Origin of the sequence: Methylovulum sp., from assembly GCF_028687615.1 — a bacterium.
Lineage (GTDB): Bacteria > Pseudomonadota > Gammaproteobacteria > Methylococcales > Methylomonadaceae > Methylovulum.
In genome coordinates this window covers 68,718-86,080 of record NZ_JAQTZU010000001.1, presented here as the reverse complement: position 1 = coordinate 86,080, position 17,363 = coordinate 68,718, and the positions used below count along the sequence as shown (strand labels likewise).

Genomic DNA, 17,363 nt, shown 5'->3' with positions numbered 1-17,363 from the left:
CCGAGACATGCGGCTCATTAATTAAGAAGTATGGCTATTTTTCGTGGGGCATCAAATAGTTTAATATTTTGATAAATTCTTCGTCTGATGGTAACTCAATTTTGGAGTTTCGTAATTCAGCGTTTAGTTTTATGCTTTCAATAAGTGGCTCTTTGCCAGCTATTGCAAGAAGCAATTGTGCTTTTGAAATGCATATATTTATAACGATAATATTACATCCATATCTCTGTAATAGTGATAACCTGATTACCTGCCAATAATTGAGCTTAGATTTGTTAACTTTGACCTCTATTGCATAATATTCACCGCTTTTGAAACCGATAAAATCATAGCGGCCTGGGTGCGCACCTGACCCAGGGAATTTTTTTAGGGCTTCTCTATTTTCATTTTTCAAACGTTCTGCGGCTTGATTTCCATGCTTTTTTTGCGCTTGAGTTATTTTTAGCCAGTCATGAGGTAATGGATTCTTTTCAGAAAAGTGCCACCAGTAACGCTGGATATACTCATTTACTAGTAGGTTAACAATAAGAAACTCTTTCTTATACGGGGGGCTATTGATGTTGAGTTTAAAAATGGTTTTAGGCGTTTCTTTGGCATATTTGGATTTAGCATAACCTACGGCACAATCCAATCCTTCATCAGAGCATACTGTAAGGTAAGGTTTCAGGTGATTTCCTGATGTGTTTCGAGGCATTTCTTTACCATATTTTACAAGTTGAAACCCGTTGCTTGATAAATATTTTTGAGCGATATATTCACCAATTTCTCCAATTACCCAAGCCTTTATTTTTTCCATAGAGCTGTCCTTTTTCAGATACTCAAATTTTTGTTTATTGGTTTATAAATATTATTGGTTTGCTCGTAAATCATTTAATCATCACAACCCATACCGCTTACGCTTACGCCATAAAGTCGCGCGGCTCATCCCCAATAACTCCCCCGCATGTCCCACCGAACCGTTGCTTTGTTGTAAAGCTAGTCGAATAGCAGCCCGCGTAGGGCGCATTAGCGATAGCGTAATGCGCCGGATGATTGAAGGCAGGTGCAATACGGCTATCGCCTATTGCACCCTACGGTATGCGTCTTACGGGTTGAACGGTCTTAATCTACGGACTTATTCCATGCCCATTCCTAAGCATTATCCAAAAGCTGCCGCGCCGCCTGGATAGCCGCCTTGACCGTCTCCGGCGCAGTGCCGCCGATATGCTGACGCGCCGCCACCGAGCCTTCCAAAGTCAAATACGCAAACACGTCTTCGGAGACTAACGCCGAAAACCCCTGCAATTCGGCAAGCGTCAATTCCGACAAATCCCGTTGGCTTTCCAAACCCAAACGCACCGCCAAACCCACCACCTCATGCGCATCACGGAAGGCCATGCCTTTGCGTACCAGCGCGTAGGGCGCATTAGCGATAGCGTAATGCGCCGGATGATTGAAGGCAGGTGCAATACGGCTATCGCCTATTGCACCTTACGGTATGCGTCTTACGGGTTAAGTTATCCAAAAGCTGACGCGCCGCCTGGATAGCCGCCTTGACCGTCTCCGGCGCAGCGCGTAGGACGCATTAGCGATAGCGTAATGCGCCGGATGATTGAAGGCAGGTGCAATACGGCTATCGCCTATTGCACCTTACGGTATGCGTCTTACGGGTTAAGTTATCCAAAAGCTGACGCGCCGCCTGGATAGCCGCCTTGACCGTCTCCGGCGCAGCCCGCGTAGGGCGCATTAGCGATAGCGTAATGCGCCGGATGATTGAAGGCAGGTGCAATACGGCTATCGCCTATTGCACCCTACGGTATGCGTCTTACGGGTTACGGTATGCGTCTTACGGGTTGAACGGTCTTAATCTACGGACTTATTCCATGCCCATTCCTAAGTTATCCAAAAGCTGCCGCGCCGCCTGGATAGCCGCCTTGACCGTCTCCGGCGCAGTGCCGCCGATATGCTGACGCGCCGCCACCGAGCCTTCCAAAGTCAAATACGCAAACACGTCTTCGGAGACTAACGCCGAAAACCCCTGCAATTCGGCAAGCGTCAGTTCGGACAAATCCCGTTGGCTTTCCAAACCCAAACGCACCGCCAAACCCACCACTTCATGCGCATCACGGAAGGCCATGCCTTTGCGTACCAGATAATCCGCCAAATCGGTCGCGGTGGCGAAACCACGCTTGGCGGCATTGTACATATTGGCTTTTTTGGCGGTGATGTGCGGGACCATGTCGGCGTAGGCGCGTAGGCAATTGACCAGCGTGTCGGCGGTGTCGAACAGCGGCTCTTTGTCTTCCTGGTTATCTTTGTTATAGGCCAAGGGCTGGCTTTTCATCAGCATCAGCAAGGCCACCAGATGCCCCGTGACCCTGCCGGATTTGCCGCGCACCAATTCCGGCACATCGGGATTTTTCTTTTGCGGCATGATGGATGAACCCGTGCAAAAGGCATCCGGCATGTCGATAAAATCAACAAACGCGCTAGACCACAAAATCAGTTCTTCGGAGAAACGCGACAAGTGCATCATGATGAGGCTGGCGACGGCGGCAAATTCGATGGCGAAATCACGGTCGCTGACCGAATCCAGCGAGTTGGCGGACGGGCGGCTGAAACCTAGCAGTTCGGCGGTCATGAAGCGGTCTATCGGGTAGCTGGTCCCCGCCAAGGCCGCCGCACCTAAGGGCATGATGTTGATGCGTTTGACGCAATCGTCCAGACGCTCGCGGTCACGGCGCAGCATTTCAAACCAGGCCATCAGGTGGTGCCCGAAGGTGATGGGCTGGGCGACTTGCAAATGCGTGAAACCGGGCATGATGGTGCCGGCGTGTTGTTCCGCCAAATCCAGGATGGCGGTTTGCAAACGCGTCAATTGGGCGGTGATCTGGACGATTTCGCTACGCAAATACAGGCGGATGTCGGTGGCGACCTGGTCATTGCGCGAACGTCCGGTGTGCAGTTTTTTCCCCGCAACGCCAATCATGTCGGTCAAGCGCGCTTCGATGTTCATGTGGACATCTTCTTGCTTGATAGACCAGACGAATGTGCCGTCAGCTATTTCTGCGCCGATTTGCGTCAGGCCGTTGATGATGGCGTCGCGCTCGGCTTCGGTCAGGATGCCACAGGCGCACAACATGGTGGCATGGGCGATGGAACCTTGGATGTCTTGCGGGGCCATGCGTTGGTCAAAATCAACGGAGGCCGTGAAGACTTCGACAAAAGCATCGGTGGCTTGGGCAAAGCGGGCGCTGGACAATTTTTCAGAATTTACGGAAGTCATGGTGATTTTAAAGCCGTTGGAAAAATTTGCTGATTATACCGTTTAGAATCCTATGGATGTTTAAAAACACCGCAAAACAGCCAATACGCAAGTTACAACCCCGCCCCATTATTCGCCAACCACTTTACTTACTATCGCCAGACAACGGTTTGGCTGATTGCCAAATTGTTTACACCATCCGAAAAATTATCTTAATACGTTGGTTCACAAGCTGGAGCTTGGGAACTGGATATAAACGTCACGCACAAGTTACAAACGCGCCATACGCGCCTAACTATTTGTTTTAAAATAATTAATAAAAAATATGTAGATACTTATGACTCTGTGCTGGAGAACATGAAGCAGCACGAATCGCGGCAGCGGAGCGGCTTAAGGTGCTGCTTATTTATGACGGCGACAGCAAACTAAATGAACATATAAGTAAAGTTTTTGTGGCTATGCAATGATTTTTGGTAGTCCTGCAATCGGAATGATTTGTAAAAAGTCAAGCCTACCGATTTATTGGGTCGAATGCCCGTACTTCAAGGCGTACAGTCATCGCAATATTTTATTGACAAATCTATTATCATTCCGATTGCAGGACTACCAAACCGAAAACGTGACCGTTTGAAGTAGATCGTGCCGCCTAATGCGCCTCATCCCAATTATCCCCAACCCCAACATCCACGACCAATGGCACGTTCAATTCAGCGGCGGCGCACATCAGGTTTTTGATCTGTGTGGTACACGCCTCTAGCTGGTTTTCGGCGATTTCAAACACCAATTCATCATGCACCTGCATAATCATTTTGGCATCGGTGCGCCCTTTGTTTAACCACGCATCTGTGGCGATCATGGCGCGTTTGATAATGTCGGCGGCGGTGCCCTGCATCGGCGCGTTGATGGCGGTGCGTTCGGCGTATTGGCGCATGTTGGCGTTGCGGGATTGGATGTCCGGCAAATACAGGCGCCGTCCAAACAGGGTTTCGACAAAACCTTGTTCCCGCGCTTGTTCGCGGATGCTGTCCATGTAATTTTTCACGCCGGGATAACGGGCAAAATACAAATCAATATAAGCCTGGGCTTGGTTGCGGCCTAAGCCCAATTGCTGCGCCAGACCGAAGGAGGACATGCCATAAATCAAGCCAAAGTTAATGGCTTTGGCGGAACGGCGCAAATCGTGGGTGACTTGTTCGGGGGCGACGCCAAACACTTCGGCGGCGGTGGCCCTGTGAATGTCCTCACCTTGGCTAAATGCTTGCAACAAACCCGCATCGGCCGACAAATGCGCCATGATGCGCAGCTCAATTTGCGAATAATCGGCGGCGACGATTTTATAGCCTGCCGGGGCGATAAACGCTTGGCGGATTTTGCGGCCTTCGGCACTGCGTATCGGGATGTTTTGCAGGTTCGGGTCGGACGAAGACAGCCGTCCTGTAGCCGCTACGGCTTGATGGTAGGAGGTGTGGATGCGTCCGGTGTTGCTGTCCACTTGTTGCGGCAGTTTGTCGATATAAGTTGATTTCAGCTTGCTTAAACTGCGGTATTCCAATATCACCTTGGGCAAGGGATAGTCCGCCGCCAATTCTTGCAACACCGATTCATCGGTCGATGGCTGGCCTTTCGGGGTTTTTTTCAAGACCGGAAGTTTCAGTTGGTCGTACAAAATATCCTGGATCTGCTTAGGTGAGCCCAGATTGAAAGCGCGGCCTGCGAGATCGTGGGCATGTTGTTCCAAGGCGATGATTTGGCTGGATAATTCCAGACTTTGTTGGGCCAGCATCGCCGTGTCGATGAGTACGCCGTTGCGTTCAATCTTTGCCAATACGGGGATTAGCGGTATTTCCATCTGCTGGTAAAGTTGATACAGGCGAGGGTGCTGTTGCAGTTTCGGCAATAAAGTCTGGTGCAAACGCAGGGTAATATCGGCATCTTCGGCGGCATACGGCGTGGCCTGTTCGATGGCGACTTCCTGGAAACCGATTTGTTTCGCGCCTTTGCCCGCGACATCTTCGTAATGGATGGTGTCCATGTCCAGATACTTTTTCGCCAGATCATCCATATTGTGGCGGCTCGCGGTGCTGTCCAAGACATAAGATTCGAGCATCGTGTCATGGGCGATGCCGCGTAAGGTGATGCCGTGGTTGGCTAAGACATGGGCATCGTATTTCAGGTTTTGCCCCAGTTTGGCTTTGTGGGGATTTTCCAAAAGCGGGCGGAGTTTTTCCAGTATATCGGTGCGGTCAAGTTGTTTCGGTGCGCCGGGATATTCGTGCGCTAAAGGCAAATAGGCCGCATGTCCCGCTTCCACGGCAAACGACACGCCGACGATTTGGGCTTTGCTGTAATCCAGGCTGGTGGTTTCGGTATCGAAAGCAAACAATTCGGCCGTGTCTAGGCGTTTGAGCCAATCGGTGAATTGGGTTTCGGTCAGGATGGTTTCGTAAACTTTTTGGACATTTGCATTAAGACTTGTCTGGTTTGGCAAACCAGAAAGGTCTACACCAATATCTGTTTGCCTATCCTTAACAACTGGGGTTTCAGTGGCAATAGGATTGTCCAAGGTTTTCAGCCATGATGAAAATCCCAGTTCCGTCAGCAAGGTTTTTAAAGCCGCTTTGTCCATAGGCTGTTGTTTCAAATCTTCAACGCCGAAGGGCAGCTCCAAATCACATTGGATGGTCGTCAATTGCTTGGCAAGCGGCATAAACTCCAGCGCGTCGCGCAAGTTTTCGCCAATCTTGCCTTTTATTTCATGGGCATGGGCGACCAGGTTTTCCAGTGTGCCGTATTGCTCCAGCCATTTGGCGGCGGTTTTCGGGCCGACTTTGGGCACACCAGGAATATTGTCAACAGTGTCGCCCATCAAGGCCAGATAATCGACGATTTGCTCCGGCCTTACGCCAAATTTGGCTATCACGCCTTGGATGTCCATGCGGGTGTTCGACATGGTGTTTTCAAGGATGACCTGTTCATTGACGAGTTGCGCCATGTCCTTGTCGCCAGTCACCAGAATGACGTGGTAACCGGATTCCTTGCCGCGACATGCCAGCGTCCCCATCACATCATCGGCCTCCACACCCGATTCCATCAGCAACGGCAAGCCCATTGCGCGGATTAATTGGTGCAGTGGCTCAATTTGTACGCGCAAATCATCCGGCATGGGCGGACGGTGGGCTTTATAGGCTTCATACAAGTCATTGCGGAAAGTTTTCCCTGGCGCGTCAAAAACAACCGAGATATGTTCACTGGCGTAATCGCTCATGAGCTTACGCAGCATATTGGTGACGCCGTGGATGGCGTTGGTCGGCTTGCCGTCCGGGCTGTTTAGCATGGGGATGGCGTGGTAGGCACGGAAGAGGAAAGAAGAGCCATCAACTAAGATCAGGTATTGGGAGGAAGGTAGCGGCATAGGGTTTGGCGGTAAAATGGTTGGACAGGCTAACAAGATAGCATTTTTATGGGTTTTTTACTTACATCCGCATACAGGAGCGCCCGCTTAGTTCAAAACCGGAGGGGAGATTGCTTTTAACTGCTGGGAAATTATAAAAAATATAATTAAAATCAATTTGATAATAGCCTAGAAATTTAAATGAAATTGGCTAAAGTATAAGCAATTGCTTTTTTACCCAAGCACCACAATGTCACTGAGTGGGCGATTATGACAAAACTCATCTGGACAACGAATAGGCCGATATAGCCCAAGCAGGTAACCTCAATGAAAACCGTCCATCACAATTTTTTAGGCAGTTTCCCGCTAAGTCATTATCTGGCGAAGATTGATCCGCCCGATGTGTTATCCCGAATTTTTCTCAGCATTGCCTATAAGCGTCAGACATCAAACCTTGCTTTGCTCTTGGTCTTGGTCATGATGACCAGCCTATGCTTCCCTGTCACCGGATACACAGCGGCATTGGACAAAACTGGGCCGGTATTGACAGGTCTCATCGCCTATTGGAGCTTCGATGCCTGTAACGCCGACGATTCCGGGCCTTATAAAAATCATGGTGTGATCCAGGGCAATCCGCAATGTATCGACGGTGTGCATGGCAAGGCCTTGAGCTTTGACGGAACTGATGATTTTATCCTCGTCCCCAATGCCGACTCCCTCAATCCGGTCAAAGAACTGAGCTTGGCTGCGTGGTACCGGCCTAGCCGGGCATTTGCCGGAAACGGTGACAATGCCATTGTCCAAAAACCTTACCCCGCCCATGAAGCACCATACTACCAATACCATCTCGGCGTGAATGGCAACGCCTATTGGCCTGACAGAATCCTGCGGACGCAGGGGCGATTTGATGCGCGGGTGGCGATCCAGGGTGCGTCGGTTTTGCAGACCACGGAAAATGATTTCTGGAAACCAGGGCAATGGTATTGCCTAGTCAGCACCTATGACCAACAGCAACTCAAACTATTTGCCGATGGCAAACTGGTCGGGCAAACCAACAATCCTGGCCCGTTAAACACTTACCCAACCCCGCTCACCATTGCAAAAGCCTATAACATCAACAGGCCTGGGGTCGATTACACGCCCGGTGATATGGACGAAATTCAAATTTATGACCGCCCGCTCACTGAGCAAGAAATCCGGCAAATTTGCCGCATTGCCGATACCGCCAAAGACGGGACTGTCCCGTCGCTGGCACAGGCACCGCAAGCATCCGAAAAATCCGGCATCCTCATTGAGGAACAAGCGTTAACAACCATCGCCCCTGACCTTGTGAAGCGCGAAGGCCAGACACTTCGGCTCCGCTTGAAAAACGGACAGTTCCATAACTTGAAAAACCGGGAGGAATCCAACGAGGATGGCGGGAGGGATTATCATTTCCAAGCACATTTGCCAGACCTGCATTCCTATCTGGTTTGGATAAGCGAGTCTGAAGGGAATAGCTTATTGCTAGTCGATACAAGCACCGGTGCCGAAACGGAAATCTGGGGGAACCCCGTCATTTCTCCAGACCACAAACGCTTCCTCACCTTCTCAATGGATATGGAAGCGTCGTTTATCGCCAATGGCATCCAAATCTGGAACGATCAGGTAAGTAAATTCGTTTCCGAGTATGACCAGGAATACAACGACTGGGGCCCCAGTGAGGTGAAATGGATAGACAACAGCACAATCAGTATCACCAAGAACATACCCGATACCAAAACCGGCGGAAATTATCGGGAAGCCATCGCCTACTTGAAACTTGATGGCAAAGGACGCTGGTTGCTAGATGAAACCGCCAAAGACCGCTGGGAAAGGGTGGTCATGGGTTCCGGGGTGCGCTTGCGGGCTAATCCCGACCCTGCCTCGCCAATAACCGCCCGCCTGTCATTAGGGACGGTGCTGACGGTTGCCCAGCTTGCCACCGACCAAGACCAGCAAAACTGGTATCAGGTGCAAACACCGGACCATCTCCAAGGTTGGGTTGCCGGCCCACAGACAGTGCTGTTCGACAAAAACCACCCGGAAATCACTTACCGCGAAATTTTGGCGCGGCGTTCTGACGTTTCCGAGCCACGCAAGCTGCCCGAAGAATTGGATTTTCTGATGTTTCTCGTGCGTATGCCACCTAATCTCACCCAAACAGAGGCGGAACAAGCCTTGCCGATATTGCTGCGCATGGACACGGGCTGGGACACGCTATGCCGTGCCAACGTGGACGGGGCGATTTGGATGGACACCCCTTATCTGTTGGAGTCCCTGAAAGCAGCCAAGCGTCCGGCGGCGGGGAATGCGTCCAGAACCGATGCCTTAGACCGGATTGGCGGGCTTATCAAACGGTGCGCCCCCCATCCACCTGCCGAGGTAAAAAATGAAAAATCGGCGGTTACGATGCCAAGTACGGTTATCCGCGCCCAACTTTCAGAAGGGATGGGCTTGGCGGATTATGCCAAAACCGCCGTGGCCGAGCATTTCGTGGTCAATGGCAGCTTTCCCGTCAATAATGAAGCCGCTGGCCTACCCAAACCAGAACAACTGATCGGCAATTATGTCACCGGAGTCGCCGTCGAAGATGGCGCAATCCATGTCACGTTTGGGAATCGGGTGGCTAAAGCCGCGTTCGGCAAATCCTTAAGCCTGCGTCCCGCCATTGTCACCGCCAACCCTGGCAGCCCGATTTCCTGGGTGTGCGGCTACGCGTCCCCAGTAAACGGCATGACGGCGCAAGGAAAAAACAAAACGTCCATACCAGCGGTTTATTTGCCGATGCAATGCCAAAAATAACGGTAAAAGTAGTTAATCGCCCAGATAATTGGAGCCAGATTCATCACAGGTGGAGGATATATTTGAGCGGTTTTATATGATCATTGCACAGAGGAAATTAGCATCCATCAGTAGCGGCGATTTTGGAGAATGTTCAGCAGGGGGGGTGAAATATTGGATACTCAAGTTTGGCGAGACCCACTTTCTTGATGTGAAAATTCTTTATTAAAAACCCGCCTTCTTAGCTACTACAAAACCTAAAAACAACAGGCATCGACTATGCAAATTCTACAAATCAGCGACCAAGCCGAGTGCACCACGCTGTATTCGGAGGACATGCAATATGGGCAGATAATTGATAACCGGATGATGGTCATCAATCCGTTCTTGTGAAAATTTCAGGCAAATGTTGCCGGGATTGGCTTGGACGAAACGCAACAGGCGTGTTAGGCTTGAACGGTGCGGCGGTCATGCGTGTGTTCTTGGCAATTAGGCCGTAGGTTGGCGGTGGGCTTGCGGACCCCAACATTACGGATTTTATGCGTTGGGGTCCGTGCCTCACCCCAACCTACCGTGCTACGTTAGCCAACATAATGAATCTAAAAAAGGTTTGTATCCATCATGAAAATCACAGGCTATCAAAACAATCCCCCCCGCGATGGCTGGTTCGCCATCGCTTTGGGCATTTTTATCATTGTGCTTGTTCAATATATTGACCCGGTGGGCAGCAACCCGGATACAGGCTTGTTCCAGTTAGGGCCATCAGGTACGCGTAAGCTAATCGAGTTTATGGGAGTTTTTTTCATCGCGCTTGGCCTCTGGGTATTTGTTTGGAGGCCCAAACGCGAAGTCAGCATTGACCATCGGTTGCGGCGGGTGGCCGTTCTCGATACGTCACGTTTCGAAAAAAAACATCGGAACATCCCCTTTGCTTCGATTTCCGAGGTTTTCATCGATCAATGGAATAATTTCGATTTGGAAAGCCGTACGGATCATTACGAATACTGGCTATCCATCCGCTTGCTATCAGGAGAGCTTGTGGAAATCACTGACCGCACACGACATAGGGACAAGATCGAAAAGATTCGAGATGATGTGATCGCCAGCATGAAAATGCACTAAGAACGTGTTTTAAAAGCGTCGCGAGCGGTTCGAGTGCAACGACTGCATGGATGCCACCACAAGGGTGGTCTATGGACAGAGGTAGGGCAACGCCCCTCAAGGTGGTCTATGGACAGAGCAGCGTAGCGGTGTGCCGAGGCGCACGGAGCGGAGAAACCGGAGTGTACTGGACGTACATGAGGATTTCGAGCACCGCGCAACGCAGCAATCGAGCCGCGTAGCAGCTTTTAAAACACGTTCTAACGAATAAGGTTAATCCTGTCCCTAATGTTTCAATGCCACCGCCATTTTGAAAAAAACAATGAACTTTACGGACGGGGCAACATGCCCCGTCCGGCTGAAGGCTGTTCGGGTTTTCCATGACACTAAGCCATATTCCGCGAATTCTTGCTATTGCGAAAAATCAGCGGTTTCTCGTCAATGGCTAAGGCCGCCGCCCTAGCCGAATCTATCGCCTCTCCAACCACGCCATGCTCAGGTGATTTGCCACATACCGGATCGGTGTTGTACATATCGCCCGTCAGCAAATACGCTTGGCAACGGCAGCCACCGAAATCTTTTTCCTTTTCATCGCAACTGCGGCAAGGCTCTTTCATCCAGTCAAAGCCACGGAAGAAATTGAAGGTTTTGGATTCATACCAGATTTCTTCAATGCTGTAATCCTTGACGTTCGGGCATTCCAAGCCTGGCAGTTCACGCGCGGAATGGCAGGGCAACGCCACCCCGTCCGGCGCGATGGTCAAAAATGTCGTCCCCCAGCCGTTCATGCACGCTTTCGGGCGGTCTTCGTAAAAATCCGGCACGACGTAATAGATTTTCATTTTGCCCGCGACTTTTTCTTTATAGGCTTGGGCAATCGCCTCGGCTTGTTCAAATTGTTCTTTGGTCGGCAGTAATAAATCGCGGTTGACATGCGCCCAACCGTAATATTGCGTGTTGGCAAGTTCCAGATAATCCGCGCCCAGTTCTTCCGCCATCGCCAAAATTTCCGGCATTTGATGGATGTTTTCGCGGTGGATCACCACGCACAGCACCATCGGGTAGCCGTGTTTTTTGACCAGATGCGCGACTTGTTTTTTATGCTCGAACGAAGCCGTGCCTGCGATATGGTCGTTAAGCTCTTGGCTGCTGGCTTGGATGCTGACTTGGATATGGTCTAGCCCCGCTTCTTTGAGCTGGACAATTTTTTCCTCGGTCATGCCATAACCCGAAGTGATCAGGTTGGAATAATAGCCCAGCTTGCGGGCATGTTTGACCAATTCCGGCAAATCGGGGCGCGTCAACGGTTCGCCGCCGGAAAATCCCAGTTGCACCGCGCCCAGTTTCCGCGCTTGCGTCAAAACACGCTTCCAATCGTCGGTGCTTAACTCGGTTTTATAGCTCGCATAGTCCAAGGGATTGGAGCAATACGGGCATTGCAAGGGGCAAGAATAAGTGAGTTCCGCCAGTAACCAGCGTGGCGGGGTGGTTTTAGTTTGATTATTGTTGTATCCAGCCATTGTTTAAGGCGACCTCCAGAAAAGCGGAAATATCAGAATGTAAACCGGACGTGGCGAATTTTTGTTCCAGTTCCGTGACGATGTCGGCAAGCGTCCGTACCCCATCGCAGCATTTTAGGATTTCCGCCGAACTTTGGTTAAGCTCGACCATGCCTTCAGGGTAGAGGATGACGAATTTTTGCTGGGCTTCTTCCCATTGCAAACGGTGCGTGCGGGAAAAACGGATGGGCAGTTGCGGGTTTATAATCATAGTGGATGTGCTTAGGTTGGTGTTGCCGTTTTATTATTCATTGTTTCATAAGTGCTTGCCCGTTTTCCTAAAACTAAGGCAAACACTTAAAAATCAATATCAACCAGGTTGATAAAACTGGCGCAATTTTAGCAAAATCGCCGCTTTTATAAGCGGACATTTTGGATTTTGTTTTGCTGTCGCGAATGTTGGGTGCTGCTGACATAAACCGTGCTATGCAGACGGTGTCTTTCATTGCCACAAAAGTGGCATCAGAATTGCTGTTATTCGCTGTTGTATAAATAAAATGCTTTAAAAACAAATAGCTCACCGTGTCCGGCTCGATAGGCACAGCTTTTCTGCGGCATTTCACCCGGTCAATTGTGTCATATCACGCAGTAGTTAATCCGGGCCGACCAACAAGCACTTTAACACAGGAAAACAGGCAATGACTAAAACCGATCTCATCAATGTACTCTCTAAAAAACAACCGCATTTGAGCAAAAAAGAAGTCGAACTCGCGGTTAATTGTATTCTGGAACGCATCACCGCCGCCTTAATGGCGAAACAACGGATAGAAATCCGTAATTTTGGTGTGTTTTCAGTCCATTATCGTATTTCACGGAAAGGGCGTAATTTTATTTCCGGCGAATCATTGCATGTACCGCCCAGGTATGCCACGCATTTTAAAGCAGGTAAAGAATTGCGTTTGCGGGTTGCGGCATCGAGGATATTGGTTAAACAAGCTTCGTAGTTGTTTAGAACGTGTTTTAAAAGCTGCTACGCTGCCCGATTGCTGCGTTGCGCGGTGCTCGAAATCCTCATGTACGTCCAGTACACTTCGGTTTCTGCGCTCCGTGCGCCTTGCACTCGAACCGCTCGCGACGCTTTTAAAACACGTTCTTAGCCCCATCATTAAAAAATGTAAAAATAATTTCATTTTATTGCATCCATTTTTTCGGTCTCTCCGTATACATAAATGCAATTTCAATACACAGAAATTGCCTTATGTTTATTTGAATTTAATCCCCACTGATTAAGAGAGGCCCAGATTATGAAAATGATACCCAAATTATTAGCTGTATCGGTTGTTGCCGCTTTACCTGCCCTTAGTTTTTCCGCCAGCCACCGTGAAGCCCCCGCCATTGCTTTTGATCCCGCTGCCGATATTACCGATGTTTATGCGTTCCGCAGTTGGGAAGACCCCAGTAAACTGGTTTTTATTATGAACGTGCTGCCTGGACAAGAACCCAGTGCCGCGCCAAATTATTATAACTTTGATGACCCTGTGGCTTATGACATCAATCTCGACACCAACAAGGATGGCAAGGCCGACGATATTGTTTACCGGATACAATTTAAAACCGAACTACGCGCACCGTTTATTAATTTGCCGATTGCTTATGGTGGTGTTGATACTGTCCCCGGTTTACCACCTGCTATCCGGGGCTTGGATGGGGCGGACTCGGTGGGTTTAGGCTTGCGCCAAACCTATACCGTCACTGAAATTAAAGGCACCCAATCACGCGAATTAAGTACCGGAAAATTGGTGGCGGCCCCGTCCAACATAGGCCCTCGCACCATGCCGGATTATCAGGATTTAAGCGAACAAGGCATTTATCCTTTGGTGAATGGCGGACGGGTGTTCGCCGGTCAGCGTGACGAAGCGTTTTATATTGATTTAGGAGCGTTTTTCGACACCCTGAATTTCCGCGCCCCGCCTATTTTGACAGCCGACCAAGACGCCAACGATTTCGCCAATCCTTTTGGCAATGACATGTTCTCAGGTTTTAATGTCAATTCAATCGCCATTGAAGTGCCTATCAGTGAAGTGACTTCAGACGCAAATGCGGTCATCGGCATGTATGCGTCAACCAGCCGTCCACGCTACAAAACCATTAACAAACTGGGTCAAACTGTTTACTCCGGTGCTTTCGTCCAAGTGGCGCGTATGGGCAATCCCTTGGTCAATGAACTCATTATCGGCACAGGTAAAAAAGACTTGTGGAATGCGACCGAGCCAGAGAAGGAGGCGCAATTTCTGGATTTTTACCTCAATCCCCGTCCGACCAGCTTAATTAATGCCGCATTTGGCACTAATTTTCCAACGACTGGACGTACTGACCTGGTGGCGGCTTTGCTGAAATATCCAGGGCAACCTGCAAAATGTACGAGGGCAAGCCTTTGTTCTGATTTATTGCGTTTGAATGTCAGTGTGCCGCCTACCGCACCTGCCGCGCAAAAACGTTTGACGGTACTGGCCGGGGATAAGGCCGGCTTTCCAAATGGCCGCCGCCCTAATGATGATGTGACCGATATTGCTTTGCGTGTGGTTTCCGGTGCTTTGTTAGGCATTCCAGTGCCAAACTTGGGCGACGGCGTCAATTTTAACATTGGCGCCAACGGCATTAATTTGACCAAAAACGGCATTTACAAAGTGTTCCCATTTTTGCCTAAACCTCATGATGGTCGTAACCGCAGACATATAGATTGCAACGAGCCAGGCGCCAAGCCTTGTAATTAATTTGGGTTTATCCATTCCCGCAGAAATCGCGGGAATGGATAATCTAAGGAATGGGCATGAAATAATTTCCGCACCGGCTCGTCAGACCTGTCAGGTTTTGAAAACCTGACAGGTCTTGATCCGCGAATTTATTCCATGCACATTCCTAAGCTTCAACTAATGCTTGTTGTTTTTACTATAATTTTCCAACCGGGTTTATTCATGCCAAGATTATCAGCCATTGTTTGGGCTATATTGTTCTGGGTGTTGCCGGCCATCAGTTTGGCGGCACCGTATATCCCCAAATCCCCCGATGAAGTGCTTGAGCAACTGCCCGTCCTCAACAACCAAGCAGAGCTGGAGATGAAGACCTTGCAGCGTCAGCTCAACGCCAATCCCGATAACCTGTCTTTAGCGGTCGGCATCGCCACCCGCTTATTGGAAACCGCCCGAACCGAGGCCGATCCGCGTTATTACGGTTATGCCGAAGCCGCAGTTAAAACTTGGTGGCGGCAAAACCAACCGCCTGTTGACGTGTTGATGGTGCGGGCGACCATCCGCCAACATCGGCATGATTTTACCGGCGCCTTGCAGGATTTGCAGGACGTGCTCGCCAACGAACCACGCAACGCCCAAGCCTGGTTGACACAAGCCGTAATCCAAGCGGTGCGTGGCGACTATGACGCATCGTTGCGGAGCTGTTCGATATTAAAACGCTTGGGGGCCAATTTGCCGGCAACGACTTGTCTGGCAAATGCCGCCAGCCTCAGCGGTTCAGGCCAACAGGCTTATCAATTATTGCAAGAAAGCTTTGCCAACACGGCGCAAACCGATGGGCAAATCCGGCTATGGACGTTGTCGGTGCTGGCGGAAATCGCCGCCCGCTTGGGCGATAACCGCAATGCCGAAGCCCATTTTTTGCAGGCAATGGCCTTGCAGCGGCGGGATGTGTATCTATTAAGCGCCTACAGCGATTTTTTGCTGGAACAACACCGTCCAGCCGAAGTGGTGGCATTACTGAAAGACGACACTCGTCCTGACGGACTCTTGTTGCGCTTGGCTTTAGCCGAACAAGCCACTGGCTCGAATCTATTGCCACAACATATCGGCGAACTGCAACGCCGGATAGACGCTTATCGTTTACGGGGCGAAAACATCCATCAGCGGGAAGAAGCCCGTTTTAACTTAGCTCTTGCTAAACAACCAGAAATCGCTTTACGGCTGGCTTTGGAGAATTGGCAAGTACAACACGAACCGTGGGATGCCAGATTAGTGCTGGAAGCGGCGTTGGCATCAGGCAAGCCTGAAGCGGCCCGGCCTGTGTTGGCTTGGTTAAGCCAAACCAAGCTGCAAGACAGGCAATTGCCGCCTTATCTTGCCAAGCTGGGGGCACAGTGATGCGCATTTTACTGGCGATTTGCTTTGGGTTATTGGCGATGCCTGTGTTGGCCCATAAACCTAGCGACAGTTATTTGTCGATCAGCGTCCAGGAACAAACGGTCAGCGGGCAATGGGATATTGCCTTGCGTGACCTCGATTACGCACTAGGTCTGGATGATAATGGTGACAATAGGATCACCTGGGGCGAAGCGCAACAGCATCAGGCTCAAATAGATGCTTATGCGTTGGCGCATTTGGCGATTAGCACCAAGCATCAGGTTTGCCGTCTGGCCCCCGTAAACCATCAGGTGGACAAGCACACCGACGGGGCCTATGCCGTGCTGCAATTTGCTGTGGTTTGCCCAACGGCGGTGCGGGTTTTAAGCGTGGATTACCGCTTGTTTTTTGATCTAGACCCATCGCACCGGGGCTTGTTGCGCCTACAAAACCAAGGCCAAACCCAGACAGCGGTGTTAAGCCCGGAACAACCGATGCGCGAATTGCAATTAGGAACGCGATCAAACTGGCGTGCGTTCAGCGAATTTGCCCAAGAAGGGGTTTGGCATATCTGGATAGGCTATGATCATATCCTGTTTCTGATCAGCCTGTTATTGCCCGCCGTATTGTGGCGTGTAGATAGCGGTTGGCAACCTGTCCGGCAGTTCCGCACGGCGTTTATCGAAGTTGCCAAGATTGTCACCGCGTTCACCTTGGCACATTCCATCACCTTGAGTTTGGCGACCTTGCAAGTCCTTAACGTGCCCTCGCGCTGGGTGGAATCCGCGATAGCCGCATCGGTGTTGCTGGCGGCACTGAACAATATTTATCCCTTAGTCCTCAAGCGTATTTGGCTGGTGGCCTTTGGTTTTGGTTTGATCCACGGTTTAGGGTTCGCCAGTGTGCTGACCGATTTGGGTTTGCCCGGCGATGCCTTGGCACTGGCTTTGGTCGGCTTTAACCTGGGCGTGGAAGCCGGACAGTTTGCGATAGTCACTGTATTTCTGCCGTTGGCTTTTTATCTGCGCCAGACTTGGTATTACCAACGCCTGACGGTGGGGATAGGCTCGTGGCTAATTGCCGTCGTCGCGGTATTTTGGTTGCTGGACAGAAGTCTGGATTTGGGTTGGGCGCAACTTATTTGAGCGTAGCGGTGAGCTTATTAAGCGATGAAATCGCCAAGGGGATACAATTTT

General features: G+C 50.3%; 12 protein-coding genes and 1 pseudogene. 6 read left to right on the top strand and 7 right to left on the bottom strand.

What is annotated here, in order from left to right:
* Window positions 1-34: 34 nt before the first annotated feature.
* From PHH59_RS00405 to polA, 5 genes and pseudogenes are all read right to left on the bottom strand, one after another.
* Window positions 35-796 (bottom strand): hypothetical protein, encoded by a 762-nt coding sequence (locus PHH59_RS00405; protein WP_300009493.1) that lies wholly within the window; start codon window positions 794-796, stop codon window positions 35-37.
* Between the two features lie 81 nt (window positions 797-877).
* Window positions 878-1,006 (bottom strand): helix-turn-helix domain-containing protein, encoded by a 129-nt coding sequence (locus PHH59_RS00400; protein ID WP_366145489.1) that lies wholly within the window; start codon window positions 1,004-1,006, stop codon window positions 878-880.
* Window positions 1,007-1,131: 125 nt separating this feature from the next.
* Window positions 1,132-1,392, bottom strand: a pseudogene (locus PHH59_RS00395) (argininosuccinate lyase); the annotation flags it as partial.
* Between the two features lie 463 nt (window positions 1,393-1,855).
* Window positions 1,856-3,265, bottom strand: coding sequence for an argininosuccinate lyase (gene argH, locus PHH59_RS00390; protein WP_300009490.1), 1,410 nt, complete (start codon window positions 3,263-3,265; stop codon window positions 1,856-1,858).
* A gap of 625 nt (window positions 3,266-3,890) precedes the next feature.
* Window positions 3,891-6,656, bottom strand: coding sequence for a DNA polymerase I (gene polA / locus PHH59_RS00385; RefSeq protein WP_300009487.1), 2,766 nt, complete (start codon window positions 6,654-6,656; stop codon window positions 3,891-3,893).
* A gap of 306 nt (window positions 6,657-6,962) precedes the next feature.
* Between polA and PHH59_RS00380 the strand changes: the two genes are divergently transcribed.
* Complete coding sequence (locus tag PHH59_RS00380) at window positions 6,963-9,458, top strand: LamG-like jellyroll fold domain-containing protein (protein ID WP_300009484.1); 2,496 nt, start codon at window positions 6,963-6,965, stop codon at window positions 9,456-9,458.
* Between the two features lie 600 nt (window positions 9,459-10,058).
* Window positions 10,059-10,559 carry a hypothetical protein gene (locus tag PHH59_RS00375; protein ID WP_300009480.1) on the top strand — a complete coding sequence of 167 codons (501 nt, stop codon included), beginning with the start codon at window positions 10,059-10,061 and terminating at the stop codon, window positions 10,557-10,559.
* A gap of 365 nt (window positions 10,560-10,924) precedes the next feature.
* Here PHH59_RS00375 and pqqE read toward each other — a convergent pair whose 3' ends face one another.
* Window positions 10,925-12,058 (bottom strand): pyrroloquinoline quinone biosynthesis protein PqqE, encoded by a 1,134-nt coding sequence (gene pqqE, locus PHH59_RS00370; protein ID WP_300009477.1) that lies wholly within the window; start codon window positions 12,056-12,058, stop codon window positions 10,925-10,927.
* A complete protein-coding gene (gene pqqD, locus PHH59_RS00365) occupies window positions 12,039-12,308 on the bottom strand; it encodes a pyrroloquinoline quinone biosynthesis peptide chaperone PqqD (protein ID WP_300009474.1) in 270 nt (89 codons plus the stop codon). The genes pqqE and pqqD overlap by 20 nt, the downstream gene beginning before the upstream one ends.
* Window positions 12,309-12,735: 427 nt before the next feature.
* On the opposite strand from pqqD, the gene PHH59_RS00360 reads away from it, so the two are divergent.
* The 4 genes from PHH59_RS00360 (at window position 12,736) to PHH59_RS00345 (ending at window position 17,312) form a co-directional block, all read left to right on the top strand.
* Window positions 12,736-13,041, top strand: coding sequence for an HU family DNA-binding protein (locus tag PHH59_RS00360; protein WP_300009471.1), 306 nt, complete (start codon window positions 12,736-12,738; stop codon window positions 13,039-13,041).
* 300 nt (window positions 13,042-13,341) lie between these two features.
* Window positions 13,342-14,811: a DUF4331 domain-containing protein gene (locus tag PHH59_RS00355; protein ID WP_300009468.1), complete on the top strand. Its 1,470-nt coding sequence runs from the start codon at window positions 13,342-13,344 to the stop codon at window positions 14,809-14,811.
* A gap of 201 nt (window positions 14,812-15,012) precedes the next feature.
* Window positions 15,013-16,188 (top strand): hypothetical protein, encoded by a 1,176-nt coding sequence (locus tag PHH59_RS00350; protein ID WP_300009465.1) that lies wholly within the window; start codon window positions 15,013-15,015, stop codon window positions 16,186-16,188.
* Entirely contained in the window at window positions 16,188-17,312 is a 1,125-nt protein-coding gene (locus PHH59_RS00345; protein ID WP_300009462.1) for a HupE/UreJ family protein, read from the top strand. Before PHH59_RS00350 ends, PHH59_RS00345 begins: the two co-directional genes overlap by 1 nt.
* The last annotated feature ends 51 nt before the right edge of the window (window positions 17,313-17,363 follow it).